The organism is Paenibacillus sp. FSL L8-0708 (genome assembly GCF_038009325.1).
GTDB classification, from domain to species: domain Bacteria; phylum Bacillota; class Bacilli; order Paenibacillales; family Paenibacillaceae; genus Paenibacillus_AQ; species Paenibacillus_AQ odorifer.
In genome coordinates, this window is record NZ_JBBPBC010000001.1 from 5,434,264 (window position 1) to 5,451,722 (window position 17,459).

At 47.4% G+C, this 17,459-nt stretch carries 19 protein-coding genes; all 19 read right to left on the reverse strand.

What is annotated here, in order from left to right:
- Nucleotides 1-81: 81 nt before the first annotated feature.
- Nucleotides 82-1,809: a DNA repair protein RecN gene (gene recN / locus NYE58_RS25935; RefSeq protein WP_076129654.1), complete on the reverse strand. Its 1,728-nt coding sequence runs from the start codon at nt 1,807-1,809 to the stop codon at nt 82-84.
- 46 nt (nt 1,810-1,855) lie between these two features.
- Complete coding sequence (gene ahrC / locus NYE58_RS25940; protein WP_036682813.1) at nt 1,856-2,305, reverse strand: transcriptional regulator AhrC/ArgR; 450 nt, start codon at nt 2,303-2,305, stop codon at nt 1,856-1,858.
- 31 nt (nt 2,306-2,336) lie between these two features.
- Nucleotides 2,337-2,810, reverse strand: a complete 474-nt coding sequence (locus NYE58_RS25945) for a hypothetical protein (protein WP_232061423.1) — start codon at nt 2,808-2,810, stop codon at nt 2,337-2,339.
- Between the two features lie 331 nt (nt 2,811-3,141).
- Nucleotides 3,142-4,044 carry a TlyA family RNA methyltransferase gene (locus tag NYE58_RS25950; RefSeq protein ID WP_076277672.1) on the reverse strand — a complete coding sequence of 301 codons (903 nt, stop codon included), beginning with the start codon at nt 4,042-4,044 and terminating at the stop codon, nt 3,142-3,144.
- A gap of 45 nt (nt 4,045-4,089) precedes the next feature.
- Nucleotides 4,090-5,994, reverse strand: coding sequence for a 1-deoxy-D-xylulose-5-phosphate synthase (gene dxs, locus NYE58_RS25955; protein ID WP_036682816.1), 1,905 nt, complete (start codon nt 5,992-5,994; stop codon nt 4,090-4,092).
- A 99-nt stretch (nt 5,995-6,093) separates the two neighbouring features.
- On the reverse strand, nt 6,094-7,041 hold the full coding sequence (locus NYE58_RS25960; protein ID WP_051491261.1) for a polyprenyl synthetase family protein: 948 nt from the start codon (nt 7,039-7,041) through the stop codon (nt 6,094-6,096).
- On the reverse strand, nt 7,028-7,285 hold the full coding sequence (xseB, locus tag NYE58_RS25965; protein ID WP_036682818.1) for an exodeoxyribonuclease VII small subunit: 258 nt from the start codon (nt 7,283-7,285) through the stop codon (nt 7,028-7,030). The genes NYE58_RS25960 and xseB overlap by 14 nt, the downstream gene beginning before the upstream one ends.
- Nucleotides 7,263-8,642, reverse strand: a complete 1,380-nt coding sequence (gene xseA / locus NYE58_RS25970; RefSeq protein ID WP_036682820.1) for an exodeoxyribonuclease VII large subunit — start codon at nt 8,640-8,642, stop codon at nt 7,263-7,265. The genes xseB and xseA overlap by 23 nt, the downstream gene beginning before the upstream one ends.
- Nucleotides 8,643-8,653: 11 nt before the next feature.
- Entirely contained in the window at nt 8,654-9,511 is an 858-nt protein-coding gene (gene folD / locus NYE58_RS25975; protein WP_036682821.1) for a bifunctional methylenetetrahydrofolate dehydrogenase/methenyltetrahydrofolate cyclohydrolase FolD, read from the reverse strand.
- A gap of 42 nt (nt 9,512-9,553) precedes the next feature.
- A complete protein-coding gene (nusB, locus tag NYE58_RS25980; protein ID WP_036682824.1) occupies nt 9,554-10,006 on the reverse strand; it encodes a transcription antitermination factor NusB in 453 nt (150 codons plus the stop codon).
- A 257-nt stretch (nt 10,007-10,263) separates the two neighbouring features.
- Entirely contained in the window at nt 10,264-10,497 is a 234-nt protein-coding gene (locus NYE58_RS25985) for a DUF2273 domain-containing protein (RefSeq protein ID WP_036682825.1), read from the reverse strand.
- A 15-nt stretch (nt 10,498-10,512) separates the two neighbouring features.
- Complete coding sequence (amaP, locus tag NYE58_RS25990) at nt 10,513-11,052, reverse strand: alkaline shock response membrane anchor protein AmaP (RefSeq protein WP_036682827.1); 540 nt, start codon at nt 11,050-11,052, stop codon at nt 10,513-10,515.
- Between the two features lie 74 nt (nt 11,053-11,126).
- Nucleotides 11,127-11,543 carry an Asp23/Gls24 family envelope stress response protein gene (locus tag NYE58_RS25995; protein ID WP_076129649.1) on the reverse strand — a complete coding sequence of 139 codons (417 nt, stop codon included), beginning with the start codon at nt 11,541-11,543 and terminating at the stop codon, nt 11,127-11,129.
- Nucleotides 11,544-11,658: 115 nt separating this feature from the next.
- Nucleotides 11,659-13,002 carry an acetyl-CoA carboxylase biotin carboxylase subunit gene (gene accC / locus NYE58_RS26000; protein ID WP_076129648.1) on the reverse strand — a complete coding sequence of 448 codons (1,344 nt, stop codon included), beginning with the start codon at nt 13,000-13,002 and terminating at the stop codon, nt 11,659-11,661.
- Nucleotides 13,003-13,056: 54 nt separating this feature from the next.
- Nucleotides 13,057-13,566 carry an acetyl-CoA carboxylase biotin carboxyl carrier protein gene (gene accB, locus NYE58_RS26005; RefSeq protein WP_076098642.1) on the reverse strand — a complete coding sequence of 170 codons (510 nt, stop codon included), beginning with the start codon at nt 13,564-13,566 and terminating at the stop codon, nt 13,057-13,059.
- A 147-nt stretch (nt 13,567-13,713) separates the two neighbouring features.
- Nucleotides 13,714-14,631, reverse strand: coding sequence for a SpoIIIAH-like family protein (locus NYE58_RS26010; RefSeq protein ID WP_076277675.1), 918 nt, complete (start codon nt 14,629-14,631; stop codon nt 13,714-13,716).
- A 67-nt stretch (nt 14,632-14,698) separates the two neighbouring features.
- On the reverse strand, nt 14,699-15,343 hold the full coding sequence (gene spoIIIAG, locus NYE58_RS26015) for a stage III sporulation protein AG (protein ID WP_175617305.1): 645 nt from the start codon (nt 15,341-15,343) through the stop codon (nt 14,699-14,701).
- A 43-nt stretch (nt 15,344-15,386) separates the two neighbouring features.
- Nucleotides 15,387-16,163, reverse strand: a complete 777-nt coding sequence (gene spoIIIAF / locus NYE58_RS26020; protein WP_076277676.1) for a stage III sporulation protein AF — start codon at nt 16,161-16,163, stop codon at nt 15,387-15,389.
- A 27-nt stretch (nt 16,164-16,190) separates the two neighbouring features.
- A complete protein-coding gene (gene spoIIIAE, locus NYE58_RS26025; RefSeq protein WP_076218779.1) occupies nt 16,191-17,423 on the reverse strand; it encodes a stage III sporulation protein AE in 1,233 nt (410 codons plus the stop codon).
- Nucleotides 17,424-17,459: the final 36 nt, after the last annotated feature.

Sequence of the window (17,459 nt, forward strand, 5' to 3'; positions counted from 1 at the left end):
GACGAAAAAGGTGGTCGCCAATTGCGTACCTATAAGATAACCTTGCCCCCAGGCTTTTATTACTGTCAATCATTGCTCCGCTTAGCTTGTTGCAGCCTTACTTGCCTCGGCCAGATTAAGCATTTCCTGCGAGTGATGCAATGTTTTTTCGGTAATTTCTACGCCACCCAGCATCCGGGCCAGCTCCATTACACGTCCATCGTTCGTTAGGGATTCCACTTCAGTCATGGTTCTTCCATCCTCAACCTTTTTGCGGATTAAGTACTGATGGTCAGCCATACAAGCCACCTGCGGCAAGTGAGTAATGGAGAACACCTGACAGGTAGAGGACAGCTTAAACAGCTTATCTGCGATGGACTGAGCAGCTCTGCCGCTGACACCAGTATCCACTTCGTCAAAAATTAAAACTGGAATTGCATCATGGCGCGCAAAAATACTTTTCATTGCCAGCATAATACGCGACAGCTCACCACCAGAGGCAATTTTGCCAAGAGGTCTCAGGGGTTCGCCCGGGTTAGGGGATATCATAAATTCTGCGCTGTCTATCCCTTGTCTTGTGAGGCGAATACGCCGACCATTGTATTCGACTCCACGCGGGTCCTCCAGCCTGTCCAATTTGACCTGCAACGAGGTTCTTTCCATTTGAAGGTCTTTGAGCTCACCCTCCACTTGGGTGGCCAGATCAGCAGCACAAAGCTTTCGTGCTTCACTTAATTCCGTAGCTGCTTCCATTAATACAGACAGCAACGAATCGCGCTTCGCCGTCAGTTTCTCCAGATATTCATCTTTATTCTCAAGCAAATCAGTTTCCCGGTGAATTTGTTCATAATAAGCCAAAATCTGTTCTACACTTTCTCCATATTTACGTCGGAGTCCAGTGATCAAATCCAAACGATTCTCGATTTCTTCAAGTCGCATCGGATTGAACTCGATATTTTCCCGGTAATCACGAAGCTGAAAAGCAGCATCCTCTAGCTGGTAATATGAGGACTGCAGCTGTTCGAGCACTGTTCGCAGACCCTTCTCATCGTAACGAACTGCATCCTCAAGTCTGGAAATAACATTACCGATCGATTCCAAGCCTTGTCTGTCGTAAAGCAGCTCATATGCACCCGATACGGAATCCATCATTTTCTCACTGTGGGATAGTTTGACCCGTTCTTCGGTAAGTAATTCATCTTCTCCCGGTTTTAATCCGGCGGATGAAATTTCTTCAAGCTGAAAACGATATAAGTCAAGCATTTGGTATGCCTTCTGGCTGGATTCCTGCAGCTCTCGCAGCTCTTTCTCCACCTTCGCGAAGGCAGAATACCTTTCCTGAAAAACTGCCTTTAGCGGACCAATAATCGGTTCTCCGTATGTATCCAGCAGTCCCAGATGCCGTTCCGCTTTCAGCAAGTTCTGGTGCTCATGCTGGCCGTGTATATTAACCAGCTGCTCACCGATCTCGCGAAGCATGGTAAGATTGACCATCTGCCCATTTACACGTGATGTACTTTTACCTTGAGAGGTAAGCTCGCGTCGTATAATAAGATGCTCCTCGCGCTGGGCCTCAATGCCAAGACGCTCCAAAGTCTCCCAAACGGGATGACCGCTGGGAAGACTGAAGAGCGCCTCCATCTCCGCTTTTTCACAACCATAACGAATGGAATCCGCAGAACCGCGGCCTCCAACAATCAATCCAAGCGCATCAATAATAATGGATTTACCTGCCCCGGTCTCCCCCGTAAGCACGTGGAAGCCAGGATAAAAATGCACATCTACCGCCTCAACGACGGCAAGATTGCGTATAGACAAGGTTTCTAACACTAATAGAGCACCTCCGAGAAGATGACAGGCATCTGATTAATTATAATTAAGAAATATAACCCATGATTTGTGAAATTACGGTCTTGCTGTCCTCAGGTAAACGGCAAATGATAAGGATTGTATCATCACCAGAAAGGGTTCCCATAATTTGTGGCCAGTCAATATTATCAATTAAAGCAGCGACAGAGTTAGCCGTACCTGGTAAACATTTCATCACCACAAGATTAGCCGAGGAATCGATCTGCACAAAATTATCCACAAGAACGCGCTTAAGCTTCTGAATGGGATTGTACCGTTGATCCGTTGGAAGTGAATATTTATATCTTCCATCATCCATGGGTACCTTGATGAGCAACAGCTCTTTTATATCTCGAGATACTGTGGCTTGAGTAACTTGAAAACCTGATTCCCGCAAGGCTTCCACAAGCTCGTCCTGTGTCTCGATATCCTTTTGTGTAATAATTTCACGAATCTTAATATGTCGTTGTCCCTTCATTGTTGCCTCCTGGTATATAAAAAATATGGATTCAGTTTGATTCTCCGTCGTCTTTGCCAAGCTTAATGACATGGATCGATGCTGTTGCTACATTAACATATAGAACGCCGCTGCATTCCGGATAGATCAGCAGGTAGGGAAGCAAGGTATCACGTAAGCCACTGCCAGTGAAATCCAAAGGCTTGCGTGGTCTGGAAAGGATAACTAAATATAAAGATCCTTCCTCTTTTGTCGCCACATAATCTATAAATAACCGGCTATACATCTGCGCCCCATTTACGTTGAAAGACAAGGGGATTTTTAATTTCCCTCCAACGACCTCATATCCTTCATCCTCAAGTATATCAATAGAGGGATGTGGAATAATCACTTTATTGAACGGAATTTGATCCTTCATAAAAGAACGCGGAGAACTCTGCAGCCATACATATATCCGATATATTATAAAAATCGATAATGCTACCCCAATAAACGCCATAACGACCTTGTCAGAGCTACCCGCCACTATCAATCACCTCGGTGATTTATTCGCGTGAAGCCCTGGTAAATCCTGCTTCTAAGCTGTCTTTTTATAAGCTTTCCGCATAATTGATATTATTCGCTAATTCAGCAATTTACAATTACAACGAGCACAGTAAATCCAAAAAAAGATTCAAAATATAAAGACCCGGATTTTATACCGGGTCTTTATTTTAATAAATTCAATCCCTTTGAGCAAATCTGCTCCCTCAATCTTAACAGATGAAGAGGAATTTTCAAGGTTGAACTCTTCAGACTTCCCGCTCAAAAAAAACACCCCGCTGACCATTTGTGGTTGACGGGGTGTTCATAAAGTTCTAACGGCGCGCGGAGTTTCCATGAGTAGAACTCACATTAAAAGTACCCGTAGCCTGCTTAATCACTTCATCAGCAAGGGATGGAAAGTCCTCCACTGGAATGACTGCTGCAACAGCAGCTGCCGGCTGTACGGATGATTCTTCGCCTTCCGCCACTTCTGGCATCAGTCTCCAATGAGCAAGAAACTCAATATTGCCTTCCCCGCCTGTAATTGGCGAAAAAGTCAATCCATGGAGACCGAATCCTAACTCTGCAGCCATAGTCAGTACATTAATCAAAACCTCTTTATGGACAGCGGAATCACGAATCACACCTGATTTTCCAACCTTCTCACGTCCAGCCTCAAATTGAGGCTTGATGAGTGCAGCGATATCTGCTGGACGTTGCAGCAAGGCTTTGAGGGGTGGGAGAATTATTTTTAAGGATATAAAAGATACATCAATACTGGCAAAGTCCGGAACAGGACCCTGCAAATCTGCAGGTGTCATATACCGGAAGTTCGTACGCTCCATAACGCTCACTCGCTCATCATTCCGCAGTGACCAATCCAGCTGGTTATAGCCAACATCAATGGCGTATACATGGCTTACACCATTCTGAAGCGCACAATCTGTGAAGCCGCCAGTGGAAGCACCAATGTCCAGCATGTTCCGCCCGGTAAGATCAATATTAAATTGGCGAAGAGCCTTCTCCAGCTTTAGGCCCCCACGACTGACATACGGATGCACAGAACCTTTAACCTTAAGGGTAGACTCCCGCGAGACCTTCATGCCAGCTTTTTCAATACGTTCCTCATCCGCGAGCACCAACCCTGCCATAATAGCAGCTTTAGCTTTCTCCCGGCTTTCATAAAAACCTTGCTCCACAAGCAGTACATCAATCCGTTCTTTACGGTGTTCCATGGTCATCTCCTGATCGTTCAAGGGTTACTAATTTCCGGCTTCCACTTAGGAAGACGAAGTCGTTTTGTAATTATAAGCACTTAGAGCCATCATAGACTTGATACGTGCACATAACGCTTCTACGGTAAGGCCTGTTTGCTGACGTTGTTCTTTAATGGAGCCATGCTCCACGAAGATGTCGGGCACACCCATCAGATGTACACGGGCGTCATAAATTTCATGCTCCGCGTAGAACTCCAATACCGCACTGCCGAGACTTCCCGCTTGGCAAGCCTCTTCAATAACAACCATATTGGTTCCAGCATGAGCCAAATCCAGAAGCATGGAATTATCAAGCGGCTTCAGGAAACGCGCATTCACAACGCCCACCTGAATTCCTTCCCGCTTCAGCAAATCAGCGGCTTCTTCAGCCACTTGAACCATAGGACCACATGCCACTACAGCATATCCTTCTCCTGTACGCAGTCGTTCCCATGATCCTATAGGAAGGGTATGCAGTTCAGCGTCCATTGCCACACCTGTTCCATTAATACGCGGATAGCGGTAAGCAATTGGACCGTCATTATATTCAAGTGCCGTCTTCATCATATGACGCAGCTCATTTTCGTCTTTTGGCATCATCATAACCATATTAGGGATATGGCGCATAAAAGCAACATCGTACACACCCTGATGAGTCTCACCATCCGCACCCACAAATCCAGCACGGTCAATGGCGAACATAACATTGGCATTATGGCGGCAAATATCATGGACGATCTGATCATAGGCACGCTGCATGAAGGTAGAATACACGGCGTATACCGGCTTCATCCCTTCCATAGCCAAAGCTGCACACAAGGTTGCTGCATGCTGCTCTGCAATCCCCACGTCAATCATGCGATCCGGGAATTCCTTTGCAAAAGGAAACAAACCTGAACCGCCTGGCATCGCAGGAGTAACTGCAATCAGACGCGAATCTTCACGTCCCAGCTCAATCAGCGTACTGCCAAATACTTCGGTGTACATTGGAGGACCTACAGCTTTAAGTGCCTGACCTGACTCAATTTTGTAAGGCGAAATGGCATGCGATTTATAAAAATCAGTCTCAGCCGGTTTGTAGCCCTTGCCTTTGGTCGTCAGCACATGCACAAGCACAGGACCCGCCACGTTATCTGCTTGATGGAAGGTGTCAATCATTTTCTCCAGATCATGTCCATCCACTGGCCCAAGATACGTAAAGCCAAGCTCTTCAAACAATACTCCAGGAACCATCATATATTTAAGACTGTTTTTTAATTGTTCAGCGGTTTTCGCTAATCGTCCACCGATGGCCGGAATCTTCTTAAGCAGCCCTTCAACCTCGTCTTTGGCACGCAAATAATGACGGTCCGAACGAATTTTGCTTAAATAATTGTGCATCGCCCCTACATTCGGAGCAATCGACATTTCATTATCGTTCAAAATAACCATCAACTTACGCTTCTCATGGCCGATGTGGTTAAGCGCTTCAAAAGCCATCCCGCCGGTAAGCGCACCGTCACCAATCACGGCAATCACCTTGTTGTCTTCGCCTTTTAGATCACGAGCCATAGCCATCCCCATAGCTGCCGACAAAGAGGTGCTGCTATGTCCAGCCTCCCATACATCATGTTCGCTTTCAGAGCGCTTAACAAAGCCGCACAATCCCTGATATTTGCGCAGGGTATCAAAGCGATCTTGACGGCCGGTCAGTATTTTGTGGACATAGGCTTGGTGGCCAACGTCGTAGATCATTTTGTCACGAGGACTGTTGTAGCAATAATGTAAGGCCAGCGTGAGCTCCACCACCCCCAGATTAGAACCGAGGTGCCCGCCGGTTGCTGTAAGCTTCTCAATCAGAAATCGTCGAATTTCCTCTGCAAGAGTAGTTAATTCTTCGACTGACAGTGATTTCAGTTGTTGTGGATCATTTATTTGTGGAAGCAGCACGAATAGTTCCCCGCTTTCCTAGATGTTGTAAAATATATAAAAACCATTATAACACAAACGAAACGGCTGTCGAAATACAGCCGCTTCGAAAGTTCATACTTAGTGATCACGTGCCATTAAATAATCTGCAATTTCCAGCAGGCGCTGGTTGTCGTAAAAACCGCCATTCAGCACAGCATTTCGGGCTGCTTCTGTAAGCTGCTTCACCTCAGCACGAGATTCCTCCAACCCAATAAAATAAGGGTAGGTTACCTTCTGCTGCTTGATATCGCTGCCTGTTTTTTTACCAAGCTTGCCTTCATCACCAACCAAATCAAGAATATCATCCTGAATTTGAAAAGCGAGTCCGATGCTAGTGCCAAAATCACGCAGAGCCTCAAGCTGCTTCTCTGTTGCCCCTGCAATACGTCCGCCGGCTAACAGCGAAAAAATAATTAAATCTCCGGTTTTATGCAGATGAATATATTTCAGCTGCGCTAGATCTGTTAGTCCTTGCTCGCCTTCCATATCTGCAATCTGACCGCCGACCATGCCGCGTGGACCTGCCATTTCCGCCAGATCCTCTACTATGGATAAAACATTTTCAGCAGGAATGCCAAATTTACGTGAGGCTTGTACCACACTGTAAAAAGCATGGGTCAAAAGCGCATCACCCGCAAGAATAGCCGATGCTTCACCAAAGACTTTATGATTCGTCAGCTTGCCGCGCCGATAATCATCATTATCCATGGCAGGCAGATCATCATGAATCAACGAGTAGGTATGTACCATCTCAATCGCAGCAGCAACAGGCAAGGCTGCTTCACGGCTGCCTCCCAGTGATTCACAAGCAGCGATCACAAGCAGCGGCCGGAGGCGTTTGCCTCCTGCCATTAGCGAATACTTCATCGCTTGCTGTAAATTTTCTGGAACCGTCCAAGTTGCGGGAAGAATAGTCTCAAGCTCATGTGAGAGCAAATCACTTATCGACGCGATGTAATCCTCCAGCGGCTGCCGCATGCTTTCACTTGCGGAGCTTCCCTCCAGATCATTCTCAAAGCGATTCATCGGCGTCCCCTTCCAGACGTGCACCAAACGGCTTTTTGCGCAGTTCTCCGTCCTCTTGGGTAATCATTTCGATCTTACGCTCTACTTGTTCCAGCTTGCTGCCGCAAAGCTGCGATAGCTTCATGCCCTGCTGAAATAAATCGATGGCCTTCTCCAGAGGAACGTCGCCGTGTTCAAGCTCACGAACGATTTCCTCCAGTCGGTCCATAGCGCCTTCAAAATCAAGTTCCGCTTCCTTCGTCATCGTCTTTGCCATCCTCCTTCATCCCCCATACTTGGCAGTTCAGCTGTCCGTCATTCATCTTTATCACCACAAGATCGCCAAGCTGTACTTCAGTCAGCGATTTGATTAAATGTTCTTCCGCCTCGTCATACACTAAGCTGTAGCCTCGTGACATTACTTTAAGCGGGCTAAGCGCATCCAAATGGCGGATCTCCGCCACATAGCGAGATCGCTTCTCCTGCAAACGAGCCTGCATAGCGCCCATTAACTCACGGCGCAGACTGTCTGTGAGCTGACGTGCTGCGGCAACACTATCGCGCGGATGGAACCGCTGCAGACTGTGATGCAGCACCGCCTTGCGCTCGCGGGAACGGCTGAGCCGTGCATCCGCTGAGCGCTGGAGCCGCACACGCAGCATGTCCAGCCGCTGCGTGTGCTGAATCAGCGTGCGGCGCGGGCCTGCCAGCGCCAGCGAGCGCTGCAGCACCGAGTGGCGCTCGCGTCCACGCTGGGCGCGTTGTTGCAGCGCCTGGCGCAGCCGCTGCTGCAGTTGGCGAAGCTGCGCAGCTAGCTCGCCGGCGTGAGGCACGGCCAGCTCAGCGGCCGCTGTGGGCGTAGCCGCGCGGAGGTCGGCGGCGAAATCGGCAATCGTGAAATCGGTCTCGTGGCCGACGGCCGAGATGACCGGAATCCTTGATGCCGATATCGCTCGCGCGACTTCCTCCTCGTTGAATGCCCACAGCTCCTCCAGCGAACCGCCGCCGCGGCCGACGATAAGCACGTCGGCTTCACCCATGGCGTTCAGCGCACCAATCGCCTTCACTATCGAAGGCGCAGCGCCTTTGCCTTGCACCAGTACAGGATAGATTACAATAGCTACCTGCGGAAACCGCCGCTGAAGCGTAATCACAATATCTCGTACAGCTGCTCCTGTTGGGGAAGTAATCACACCAATACACTTCGGGAACCGCGGCAACGAACGCTTGCGAGCTTCTGCAAAAAGGCCTTCTTTTTCAAGCTTGCTCTTCAGCTGCTCATAGGCCAGATATAAACTGCCAATCCCATCAGGCTGCATATGTGTGGCGTAGAACTGATATTGCCCATCCCGTTCATAGACGGTCACATTACCTCTGGCAATTACCCGAGCGCCTTCCTTCGGAATAAAAGGCAGCCGCTGGTTATGAGAAGCAAACATAATCGCTTTAATGCGGCTGCTCTCGTCCTTAAGTGTAAAATACATATGCCCGCTGCCATGATGTGTAAAGTTGGATATCTCTCCGCGAATCCACACATCCGAAAGTAAATTATCCGAGTCTAGCTTCATGCGGATATAACGGTTGAGTTCTTTGATCGAATAAACCTGCCGCTCTGCCGCCATGAATCTTACCCCTATTCCAGGCCGTGACGGCGTTTAGCCGCAATCAGCGTGTTGCTCATCAGCATTGTAATAGTCATCGGACCAACCCCGCCTGGAACAGGCGTGATGTATCCGGCAACTTCTTTTGCACTTTCATAATCAACATCACCTGCGAGTTTACCGTTATCCAGACGGTTCATGCCCACATCGATGACAACAGCACCCGGCTTCACATAGGAAGCATCAATGAAATTAGCTCGTCCGATCGCTACAACCAAAATATCCGCTTGACGGCTAATCTCTTGCATATTAGCGGTACGGGAATGGCACATAGTTACGGTAGCATTTTCGCGTTGCAACAAGAGGGAAACTGGCTTTCCTACAATATTGCTACGACCAATTACAACGGCATGTTTACCTGCCATACCTGTTCCTGTACGTTTGATCAGTTCGATTACTCCTGCAGGAGTACATGGAAGAAGACTGTCGGCACCGATGACCAGGTTGCCTACATTGACAGGGTGAAAGCCGTCTACATCCTTTTCCACGGAGATTGCATCAATAACAGCCTTCTCCTCGATATGCTTAGGCAATGGGAGTTGAACCAGAATTCCGTCGATATCATCGCGTCCGTTTAGCTCTGCTACCAGTGCCAGAAGTTCTTCTTGAGAAGTGGATTCATCCAATTTATGCACTTCCGAATGGAATCCTAAGCTGATACAAGATTTCTCCTTATTGCGAACATAAACCTGAGATCCCGGGTCTTCACCTACTAGAATAACAGCCAAACCGGGCTTTACGCCGCGTTTCGCCAGTTCAGCAACCTCTTGGGCAATGCTAATACGAATTTCCTCGGATACTTGTTTACCACTGATGATTGCTGCTGTCATGTTAGTCTCTCCCCTTTTATATACTTTACTATGGTTTATAAATTAAGAATGGTCAGCTTTAATAGTATCTATCTCTTGGATCATCTTGCCGAGTACTCCGTTAACAAACTTCCCGGAATCATCCGTTCCAAAATGCTTGGCCAAATCGATCGCTTCATTCACCGCAACCTTCGCAGGCACATCATTGGCGAACACCATTTCATACGCTGCTAAACGTAGAATCTGACGATCCACACGTGACAGACGGCTCATTTGCCAGCCCTTCAGGTAATGTTCAAGTATATCGTCGATCGCTACCTTGTGCTCCCATACCCCATTCACATGCTCTACCACATAGTGTTTAAGCTGAATCTCGTCCGTGATTACACGTTCGGTTTCATTCTCTTCTGAAGCTTCCTCGAGCAGCATTTCTACGGCTTCCGCGCTTTCCACATCGTTCATTTCCATCTGATACAGGCTTTGGACAATAATCTCTCTAGCTATACGTCTTTTCATGTGTTCCTCCTAAAATCTTATATCGCATTAAAATATTCACTTGTACTGCAACAACGTCTACAACCCAAATATCGCTTCACACTTATTCATTCTTTCCCTATTCCTGTGAGGATTATTGCACAAAGCGAAGATACCTTCAGAGGAAGCTCGCAAATATACCTATCCCTTGTCGCAAAAAAACCGCAAAGCCTTTCTTCCGGGGGCAACGGACAACACAAACTTACGGTTTCCTGCTCCGGGAAAAAGACTATCGCGGTTCACTTAAAGGGACGCCAGCGTCCGGATAATCGCGAAACCAACTCCTGCCATTGAAACAGGGGCGCTTGCGCGGTATCCTTTCTTTTGCCGAGCGTATATCCGATGAACACTACCAGTGCAAAGAACAGCATATCCCAAAAACCGCAAATTAAATAAATCAAACCCAGACCAATGCCGAAAGTCACTCCGGCGATTCTACCCCCGTGACTTTCCCATACTTCTTTCCAAGACATAAGGGAAACTCACCTCTATTCCACTCGACTTTTGAAGCTTGGAGACTGCGTGAGGTTAGCAATATATACAGACACATCAGCAACCGGAATGCCGGTTGTCTCCTGCACAAAATCATGCACCTGACGTTGTACTTCTGTCGTAAGCAGCGGTAATGAATGCTCACCGTCCACTACTGCACGAATTGTAATTTCAAGGCCAGCCTGCGAGACACGAATACGTGACTTGAGATCTCTGATTCCCTTCACTTTACCGGCAGCCTTAAGACTCAGATTCTCAATAGTTTCCATTGAAATCTGGATATCCCCATACTCTGTACGCTGATCGACCGAAGGCAATGAAGCGCGATCACGGCGCAGAGAGATGTAGAAAAATCGGATGCTCAGAAGGAACAAGACAACTGCTACTATTATTGCTGTAATATAAGCTGCTGGTCCATTCTCAATCTCCAAAGTTCTAGGAATCGCACCGCTTAAGAGGAGGATGGCAATAACAGATAGTATTCCGATACTTAAGCTGTAGACAAACAGCAAAAGTCTGTCCAAAATTTTTGCCACGAGTCTCATAACCTCCTTAAATTAGAGTAAACCCTCGACTTTGCTGTCGGGGGTTTATGGAAGAACGATGACTGCTATTTCACACGAAGAATCGTTTCTGTTTCTTCGTTCTTGTCTACAGTGTTGTTGTTCTTGAATTGCACATCATGAATATGCACATTCACTTCCACAACAGTCAGACCAGTCATAGTCTCGATGGAGCGCTTAACATTACGTTGAATTTCAGCAGCCACTTCAGGAAGGCGATTGCCATATTCAATAATTACAGAAACATCCACCGCAGCTTCACGTTGTCCAACCTCTACTTTAACTCCTTTGGACAGATTCTTACGTCCAAGAAGTTCAACAATACCACCGGCGAATCCGCCGCTCATACCTGCTACACCTTTAACCTCAACGGTCGCCAGACCTGCAATAACCTCGATTACTTCAGGAGCAATCTGGATTTCACCGATTTCCGTCCGTTCGTATTCTGTCGGCAATGTACTCATTTTAGACTTCACACCTTTCAAGAAAGATTGTTCATGATTTCAAGCGTAAAGCACGTCTCTTATTAAACATACTATATCATTTGACGAACTTTATGACAAACAAACCGAAGTCGTCCTAAATTTCATACTCTTCAAGAAACTTAATGTCAAAGTTACCATCCAAAAATACAGGATGCTCCAACAGTTTCTGATGGAAAGGGATGGTGGTATGAATGCCTTCCACGGCGAATTCAGCCAAGGCGCGCTTCATCTTCGCAACCGCTTCCTGACGTGTAGGAGCCCAGACAATCAGTTTTGCAATCATAGAATCATAGAAAGGGGAAATCGTATATCCTGGGTACGCCGCACTATCTACACGAACGCCAAGGCCTCCTGGTGGCAAATAAAAGCCGATTTTTCCTGGTGAAGGCATGAAATTACGCTCAGGATCTTCAGCATTTATACGGCATTCAATGGACCAGCCATTAATCACGATATCTTCCTGAGTGAATGACAGCGGATTGCCTTCTGCTACAGAGATCATTTCCTTAATCAAATCCACACCTGTAACCATTTCTGTTACTGGATGTTCAACCTGAATACGGGTATTCATCTCCATGAAGTAGAACTGTCCATCCGGTCCAAGCAGGAATTCAAGTGTTCCGGCTCCCGAATAATTCACGGCAAGTGCTGCTCGAACTGCTGCATTACCCATTGCTTCCCGAATTTCCGGTGTGAGCACTGAACAAGGTGCCTCTTCAATCAGCTTTTGGCGACGACGCTGCACGGAGCAGTCCCGTTCACCTAAATGCACTACATTGCCATGTTTATCTGCAATAATCTGAATCTCTACATGCTTCATGCCTGTTAGGAATTTCTCCAGATATACACCAGCGTTACCAAACGCCTTTTGTGCTTCCTGTTGTGCAGCAGTAATCTGCTTCACCAAAGATTCCTCGTCCTCAGCAATCCGTATTCCCTTACCTCCGCCACCTGCAGTAGCCTTAACGATGATCGGGTAACCAATATCGCGGCCCAGCATGACAGCTTCCTCTACATCGCCTACAAGACCATCTGAGCCCGGGATAATCGGAACTCCAGCCAGTTTCATGGTTTCCTTCGCCACAGCCTTGTCACCCATACGGTTTATGGCATCTGGAGAAGGTCCTATGAAGATAATATTGCAAGATTCACAAATCTCTGCAAAATCCGCATTTTCAGCTAAAAATCCATAGCCAGGATGGATGGCATCACATTCCGTTAAGGTGGCTACACTCATAATATTTGTAAAGTTCAGATAGCTGTCCTTGGCCGGCATCGGACCGATGCAGTAAGCTTCATCAGCCAACCGGACATGCAGTGAATCCCGGTCGGGTTCTGAATAGACCGCGACGGTGGAAATGCCCAGTTCACGGCAGGCCCTAATAATGCGGACCGCGATTTCGCCGCGGTTGGCAATCAACACTTTTTGAATGTTCATGCGTTTCCTCCCAAAGTTTTGCGAAGCTTCCGCTCCTTAAGTAGTCTGCGGTATTTATTCCGGTTTAACCAAGAATAGTGGTTGACCGTATTCTACAAGCTGACCGTTCTCAGCAAGTACAGACACGATTTCACCTTTAATCTCCGCTTCCAGCTCATTCATCAGTTTCATCGCCTCAATAATGCAAACCGTTGATTTTTCACTTACACGGTCTCCAACATTAACAAACGAAGGCGTTTCCGGAGAAGCGGCACTATAAAAGGTCCCCACCATTGGAGACACAATTTTATGTAGTTTGCCTTCTGCAGCTGCTTGTGGCTGCTGCGCTGGAGGAACTTCACCTACTACCGGATAAGATACTTGCGGTACGCTCTGCGGCTGCGGGGCAGGCGTAAAGGGATAGGCAGCATAAGGAGTCGCCTGTACTGCTGTTCCATCAGCTTCAGGGCGATCCGGTTTGCGAATTGCAAGCTTCATTCCTTCGCTTTCGATCTCCAACTCATGTACAGAGGAGGTCTGGTCCAGCAATTTAATCAATTCCTTAATTTCGCTCAACTTGAACATATATCAGTTCACTCCTTCAGCTTTCTCTCGAAGCCACTTCTTAAGCGGACAAGATAACTTTATGTATTATATCACAATCGGTAAAAATGGAAAGAGCCCGGGGCAACCCGAGCTCTTTCGTCATTTTTCTTTTAATTGTACAGCTTATTATTGCTCAGAAACGTATTGTACACTAATTTTATCTTGAGATACACTCAGTTCCTTCATTACGAGATCCACGATGCTGACCGCTTGCTTTACATCCAGTTTGTCGCTGAGAACGACTACTTTATAGCTGTCTCCAGCTTCTTCCTTTACAATCGCTTCGCCATATTTTTGTTGAAGCTGTTCTTCGATACCGGTAATTTTGGATTCTTTTTCTTCAAGATTAAGAAGTTGTTCTTGAGCGACTGCGTTATCAGCAGGTGTTTTGTCCATGTCATTAATCAAAGCAAGCAAGTCTTGTTGGTTCTTAAGATTCTTTTGCTCACGTTCATAAAGGTAGTTAGTGAACATGCTGCTCGCCGATACACTTTGAGAAGCTACTTCATCGAGAATTTCTTTGTCATTTTTAGCTGGAGTCTTGGTTGTTGTATTTGCGGCTGTATCTTTAGCAGATGTATCTGTTTTCGCGGCATCTTTAGCAGCAGTGTCGGTTGTTGCCTTCTCTGAGTCACTGCTATTTGCGGCAGCTTTACTGCTATCGTCCTTAGCAGCTGTAGTTGTACTTTCGTCCGTTTTAGCAGTAGTAGTGATATCATCCGTTTTAGCGGTAGCAGCACTGTCATCCGTTTTGGCGGCAGTAGCGCTGTCGTCCGTAGTAGCGGCGCCAGTAGTGCTATCTACAACGCCTTCATCGGCAACAACATCGCCTTGACTAACAACTTCGTTCACAACAACACCTTTGTCACCAACCGTTGGCAACGCTGCACCTGCTGTGTCTTTCAGGGAATCAACCTGCATTGTGCCAGCCGTGTCTTTTGGAATCGAAGCACCTGAGTCTTCAGTGAATAAATAGTATGCAGAGAGGACCACCATCAAGCTAAGCATAGAAACCAACCATATCGTTTGTCTTTTGCCGTTCATTCCTAATTCCTCCTAAAATTTAATCTAGTGGCTGCTTCGGAAGCACTCACTTATTGACTTTCTCCTGCTACTCTTGTTTGCGTGGTACTACTGAAATGCGCTGGATTGGGACGTTCAAGCCTTTTTCTATAGCCTGCTCGACAAGTCCACGAACAACCTTGTTCTCTGCCCCTTTGGCAACTACCAGTACGCCGCGTACCTGAGGTTTGATTCGCTTCGTCACGATGGGTGTCTCGTCCCCTGATTGCGAGTAGGTTACGATTTCGCCATCCCTCGTATATTGTGTCGTATGACGTTTCCCCCCACTGGCATCTGTCTCTTCACTAAGCTGTTGGGAGTCATTCATATTACGCACCACGACAATTTCTTCTGTAGACTCCACTGTAACCATGATATCGACTGTACCGACGCCAACGATTTTCTCCAAAATTTCCTTCATCCGGTTCTCCATCGCTAGTTCGATGCTGTCGAACGAATTGGTCGTTGTGGTTGGATCACTCTGCACCAGCGCCGTTTGAGAGGACTGATTCACCGGCGGCTCACGCCCTGTATTCTCGTTATCAATCCTCTTCACATTGACGAAGGAATTGAATAGCATGATCGCTGCGCCCAGCAGACCCAGAATGATCAGCCAGCGAAAGGTATGGCTTCTCTTCGGACTTCCGGCCCCACCCCCAGCCCACTGCTCAAGCTTTTTCAGCCAATTGCTCACTCCCATCCCTCCTAAAAATTATAGTTTCTTAGAAACATCAAGCTCATGATTTGACGTTACTAGCCACGCTGCCATCCACCTGAATGACTTTGGGATCCAAATCCCACTTCAGTTCCAGCAGCTTTACAATGGACTCCATTTCACTCGAGGACGCGCTGTCTTCAGCTACAGTTCCGTTCACTGCTTTATTAGGTTCAGCTGATGATGTTGCTTCACTCTCTACGTTATCTGCCGGATTAGCGCCAATTTTAACTTCTACAGGTGCTACAGGAGAGATTGTAATGGGTGCTGTAGTCGCTGTGCTGGAAGCTCCGGAAGTACCCGGGGAGTTAGCCGTTGTCTGAGGCATAGAGACCCTTACATTGGAAATGACAGGAACGTCTTCGTTACCAGTGCCGCCAGACTTCCCCATGCCCAGCGTTACGGTGACATTAACCCCGCGTTTGCCGGTCTCACTGATAATCTGCTCTTTCATCTGACCCGCCACCTCTTCGGCAGCGAGCTGCAGACTCTGTTCCTGACGGCCTTGTGCAAGCTTTTGCCCATCTGCCAAAATCTGTTCCAAGGATGGGTCTCCCTTCCCTCCGCCAGTGAACAAACTGCCCTCTTTCTCTTGCTGTCCCATAGCGACACTCAGTTCGGAGATTGCATCACCTTTCAGGAGAGAGACGATAGGGCTGAGCATCGTGAGCAGGATTAGGAGACTTAGCACCAATCTTGCATAACGCTCCATGGATTTGCTTGGGAGCAGCAATTCAACAAATGACGCCAACAGCACAACCAGGATGATCTCCCGCAGCCAACCGCCCAACCAGCTCATGGTTTCCCTCCTAAAAGTTTGGTTGCTTCACCTCATCATTACAGTCAAATTGCCCGCAGTCAGCATGATCGTAACCGCCATAAAAAACATTAAGGAAACAGCAGCCAAAGCAGCGAACACGTATACCATGCTTTTTCCAATCGTCTGGAGACAGACCACAATCGGCGTCTCTCCCAGCGGCTGCATCACAGCGGCGGCTATATTGTAGATAAGGGCAAGCACCAGGATTTTGATTGCCGGAAAAGCACACAGGAACAATATGATAATGACACCCGATAACCCGATCGCATTTTTCACCAGCAGTGAAGCTGAGATTACTGTGTCTGTGGCATCCGCGAACATTTTGCCGATGACCGGAACAAAATTCCCTGTAATATATTTAGCGGCCCGAATGGTGACCCCATCCGTTACTGAGCTTGTTATCCCTCGAACGGAAATTACACCTAGGAACACAGTTAGCAGTACACCTAACAGTCCAGCACCGATGTTTCGCAGCAGATTAGCCAGCTGGGTTAGTTTATATTTCTCCGACAATGCGCTGACCAGATGCAGCACAGCCGAGAAGAACAGAAGCGGAAAAACAAGGGTGTGGATCATGGTGCCAACCGTATGAATCATAAAAACAATTAACGGATGGGTGACGGAGACCGTAACGATATTCCCCATCGAAGCCAGCAGCGCGAACAGCAGTGGAATCATCGCCATCATGAAATCGATCATCCGATCGATAGCATCCTTTGCATAACCAATAGCGATATTGAAGCTGTTCACGGCAATTACCAGCACCACCATATAACAGAGCGTATAAGCGACCTTACTGACCGTTTTTCGCTCAAAAGCGGTTTGCAGCGTCTCCAGAATCATGCTGAGCACACTGATCATCACAATCGTCACGAGCAGCTTTCCGTTGTACAGTACCTCATGCCACATAAAGCCTAGAAGCCCAGATAACACACCCTTTAAGCTGAGCCCCTTATCTCCCGGAAGCAGCATGTCCATTAGCGTTGGTGTGGCCCCGTCCGGGAAAAAACCACCATAATCCTTCATCAGCTGATCCCAGTACGACTCGACTTTATCTTTGGGTAAATTATTCACCTGGCTTTTGACCCACTGGTCTACCGGGGAGGAACTGCCGGATTCTGGTGTTGAGGAAGCTTGCACACTCTGAGCTGTACCTGCAAACCATAGAATGAAAAAGAATGGAAGCAGCAGCAGTATTATTTTTAGTTTTGGAGGACGGAAAACACTGTGCTCTTGCATAATTTCTCCTCCCGATCCGTTGCTCAGCTCTCTTCA

Excerpts from the sequence above, each read along its gene's own strand:
- NYE58_RS26010 (WP_076277675.1), bottom strand. The coding sequence starts at position 14,631 with ATGAACGGCAAAAGACAAACGATATGGTTGGTTTCTATGCTTAGCTTG.
- ahrC (WP_036682813.1), bottom strand. The coding sequence starts at position 2,305 with ATGAAGGGACAACGACATATTAAGATTCGTGAAATTATTACACAAAAG.
- xseB (WP_036682818.1), bottom strand. The coding sequence starts at position 7,285 with ATGACGAAGGAAGCGGAACTTGATTTTGAAGGCGCTATGGACCGACTG.
- NYE58_RS25960 (WP_051491261.1), bottom strand. The coding sequence starts at position 7,041 with ATGAATCGCTTTGAGAATGATCTGGAGGGAAGCTCCGCAAGTGAAAGC.
- accC (WP_076129648.1), bottom strand. The coding sequence starts at position 13,002 with ATGAACATTCAAAAAGTGTTGATTGCCAACCGCGGCGAAATCGCGGTC.
- xseA (WP_036682820.1), bottom strand. The coding sequence starts at position 8,642 with ATGGCGGCAGAGCGGCAGGTTTATTCGATCAAAGAACTCAACCGTTAT.
- spoIIIAE (WP_076218779.1), bottom strand. The coding sequence starts at position 17,423 with ATGCAAGAGCACAGTGTTTTCCGTCCTCCAAAACTAAAAATAATACTG.
- NYE58_RS25985 (WP_036682825.1), bottom strand. The coding sequence starts at position 10,497 with ATGTCTTGGAAAGAAGTATGGGAAAGTCACGGGGGTAGAATCGCCGGA.
- NYE58_RS25950 (WP_076277672.1), bottom strand. The coding sequence starts at position 4,044 with ATGGAACACCGTAAAGAACGGATTGATGTACTGCTTGTGGAGCAAGGT.
- nusB (WP_036682824.1), bottom strand. The coding sequence starts at position 10,006 with ATGAAAAGACGTATAGCTAGAGAGATTATTGTCCAAAGCCTGTATCAG.
- spoIIIAF (WP_076277676.1), bottom strand. The coding sequence starts at position 16,163 with ATGAGCTGGTTGGGCGGTTGGCTGCGGGAGATCATCCTGGTTGTGCTG.
- NYE58_RS25995 (WP_076129649.1), bottom strand. The coding sequence starts at position 11,543 with ATGAGTACATTGCCGACAGAATACGAACGGACGGAAATCGGTGAAATC.
- accB (WP_076098642.1), bottom strand. The coding sequence starts at position 13,566 with ATGTTCAAGTTGAGCGAAATTAAGGAATTGATTAAATTGCTGGACCAG.
- folD (WP_036682821.1), bottom strand. The coding sequence starts at position 9,511 with ATGACAGCAGCAATCATCAGTGGTAAACAAGTATCCGAGGAAATTCGT.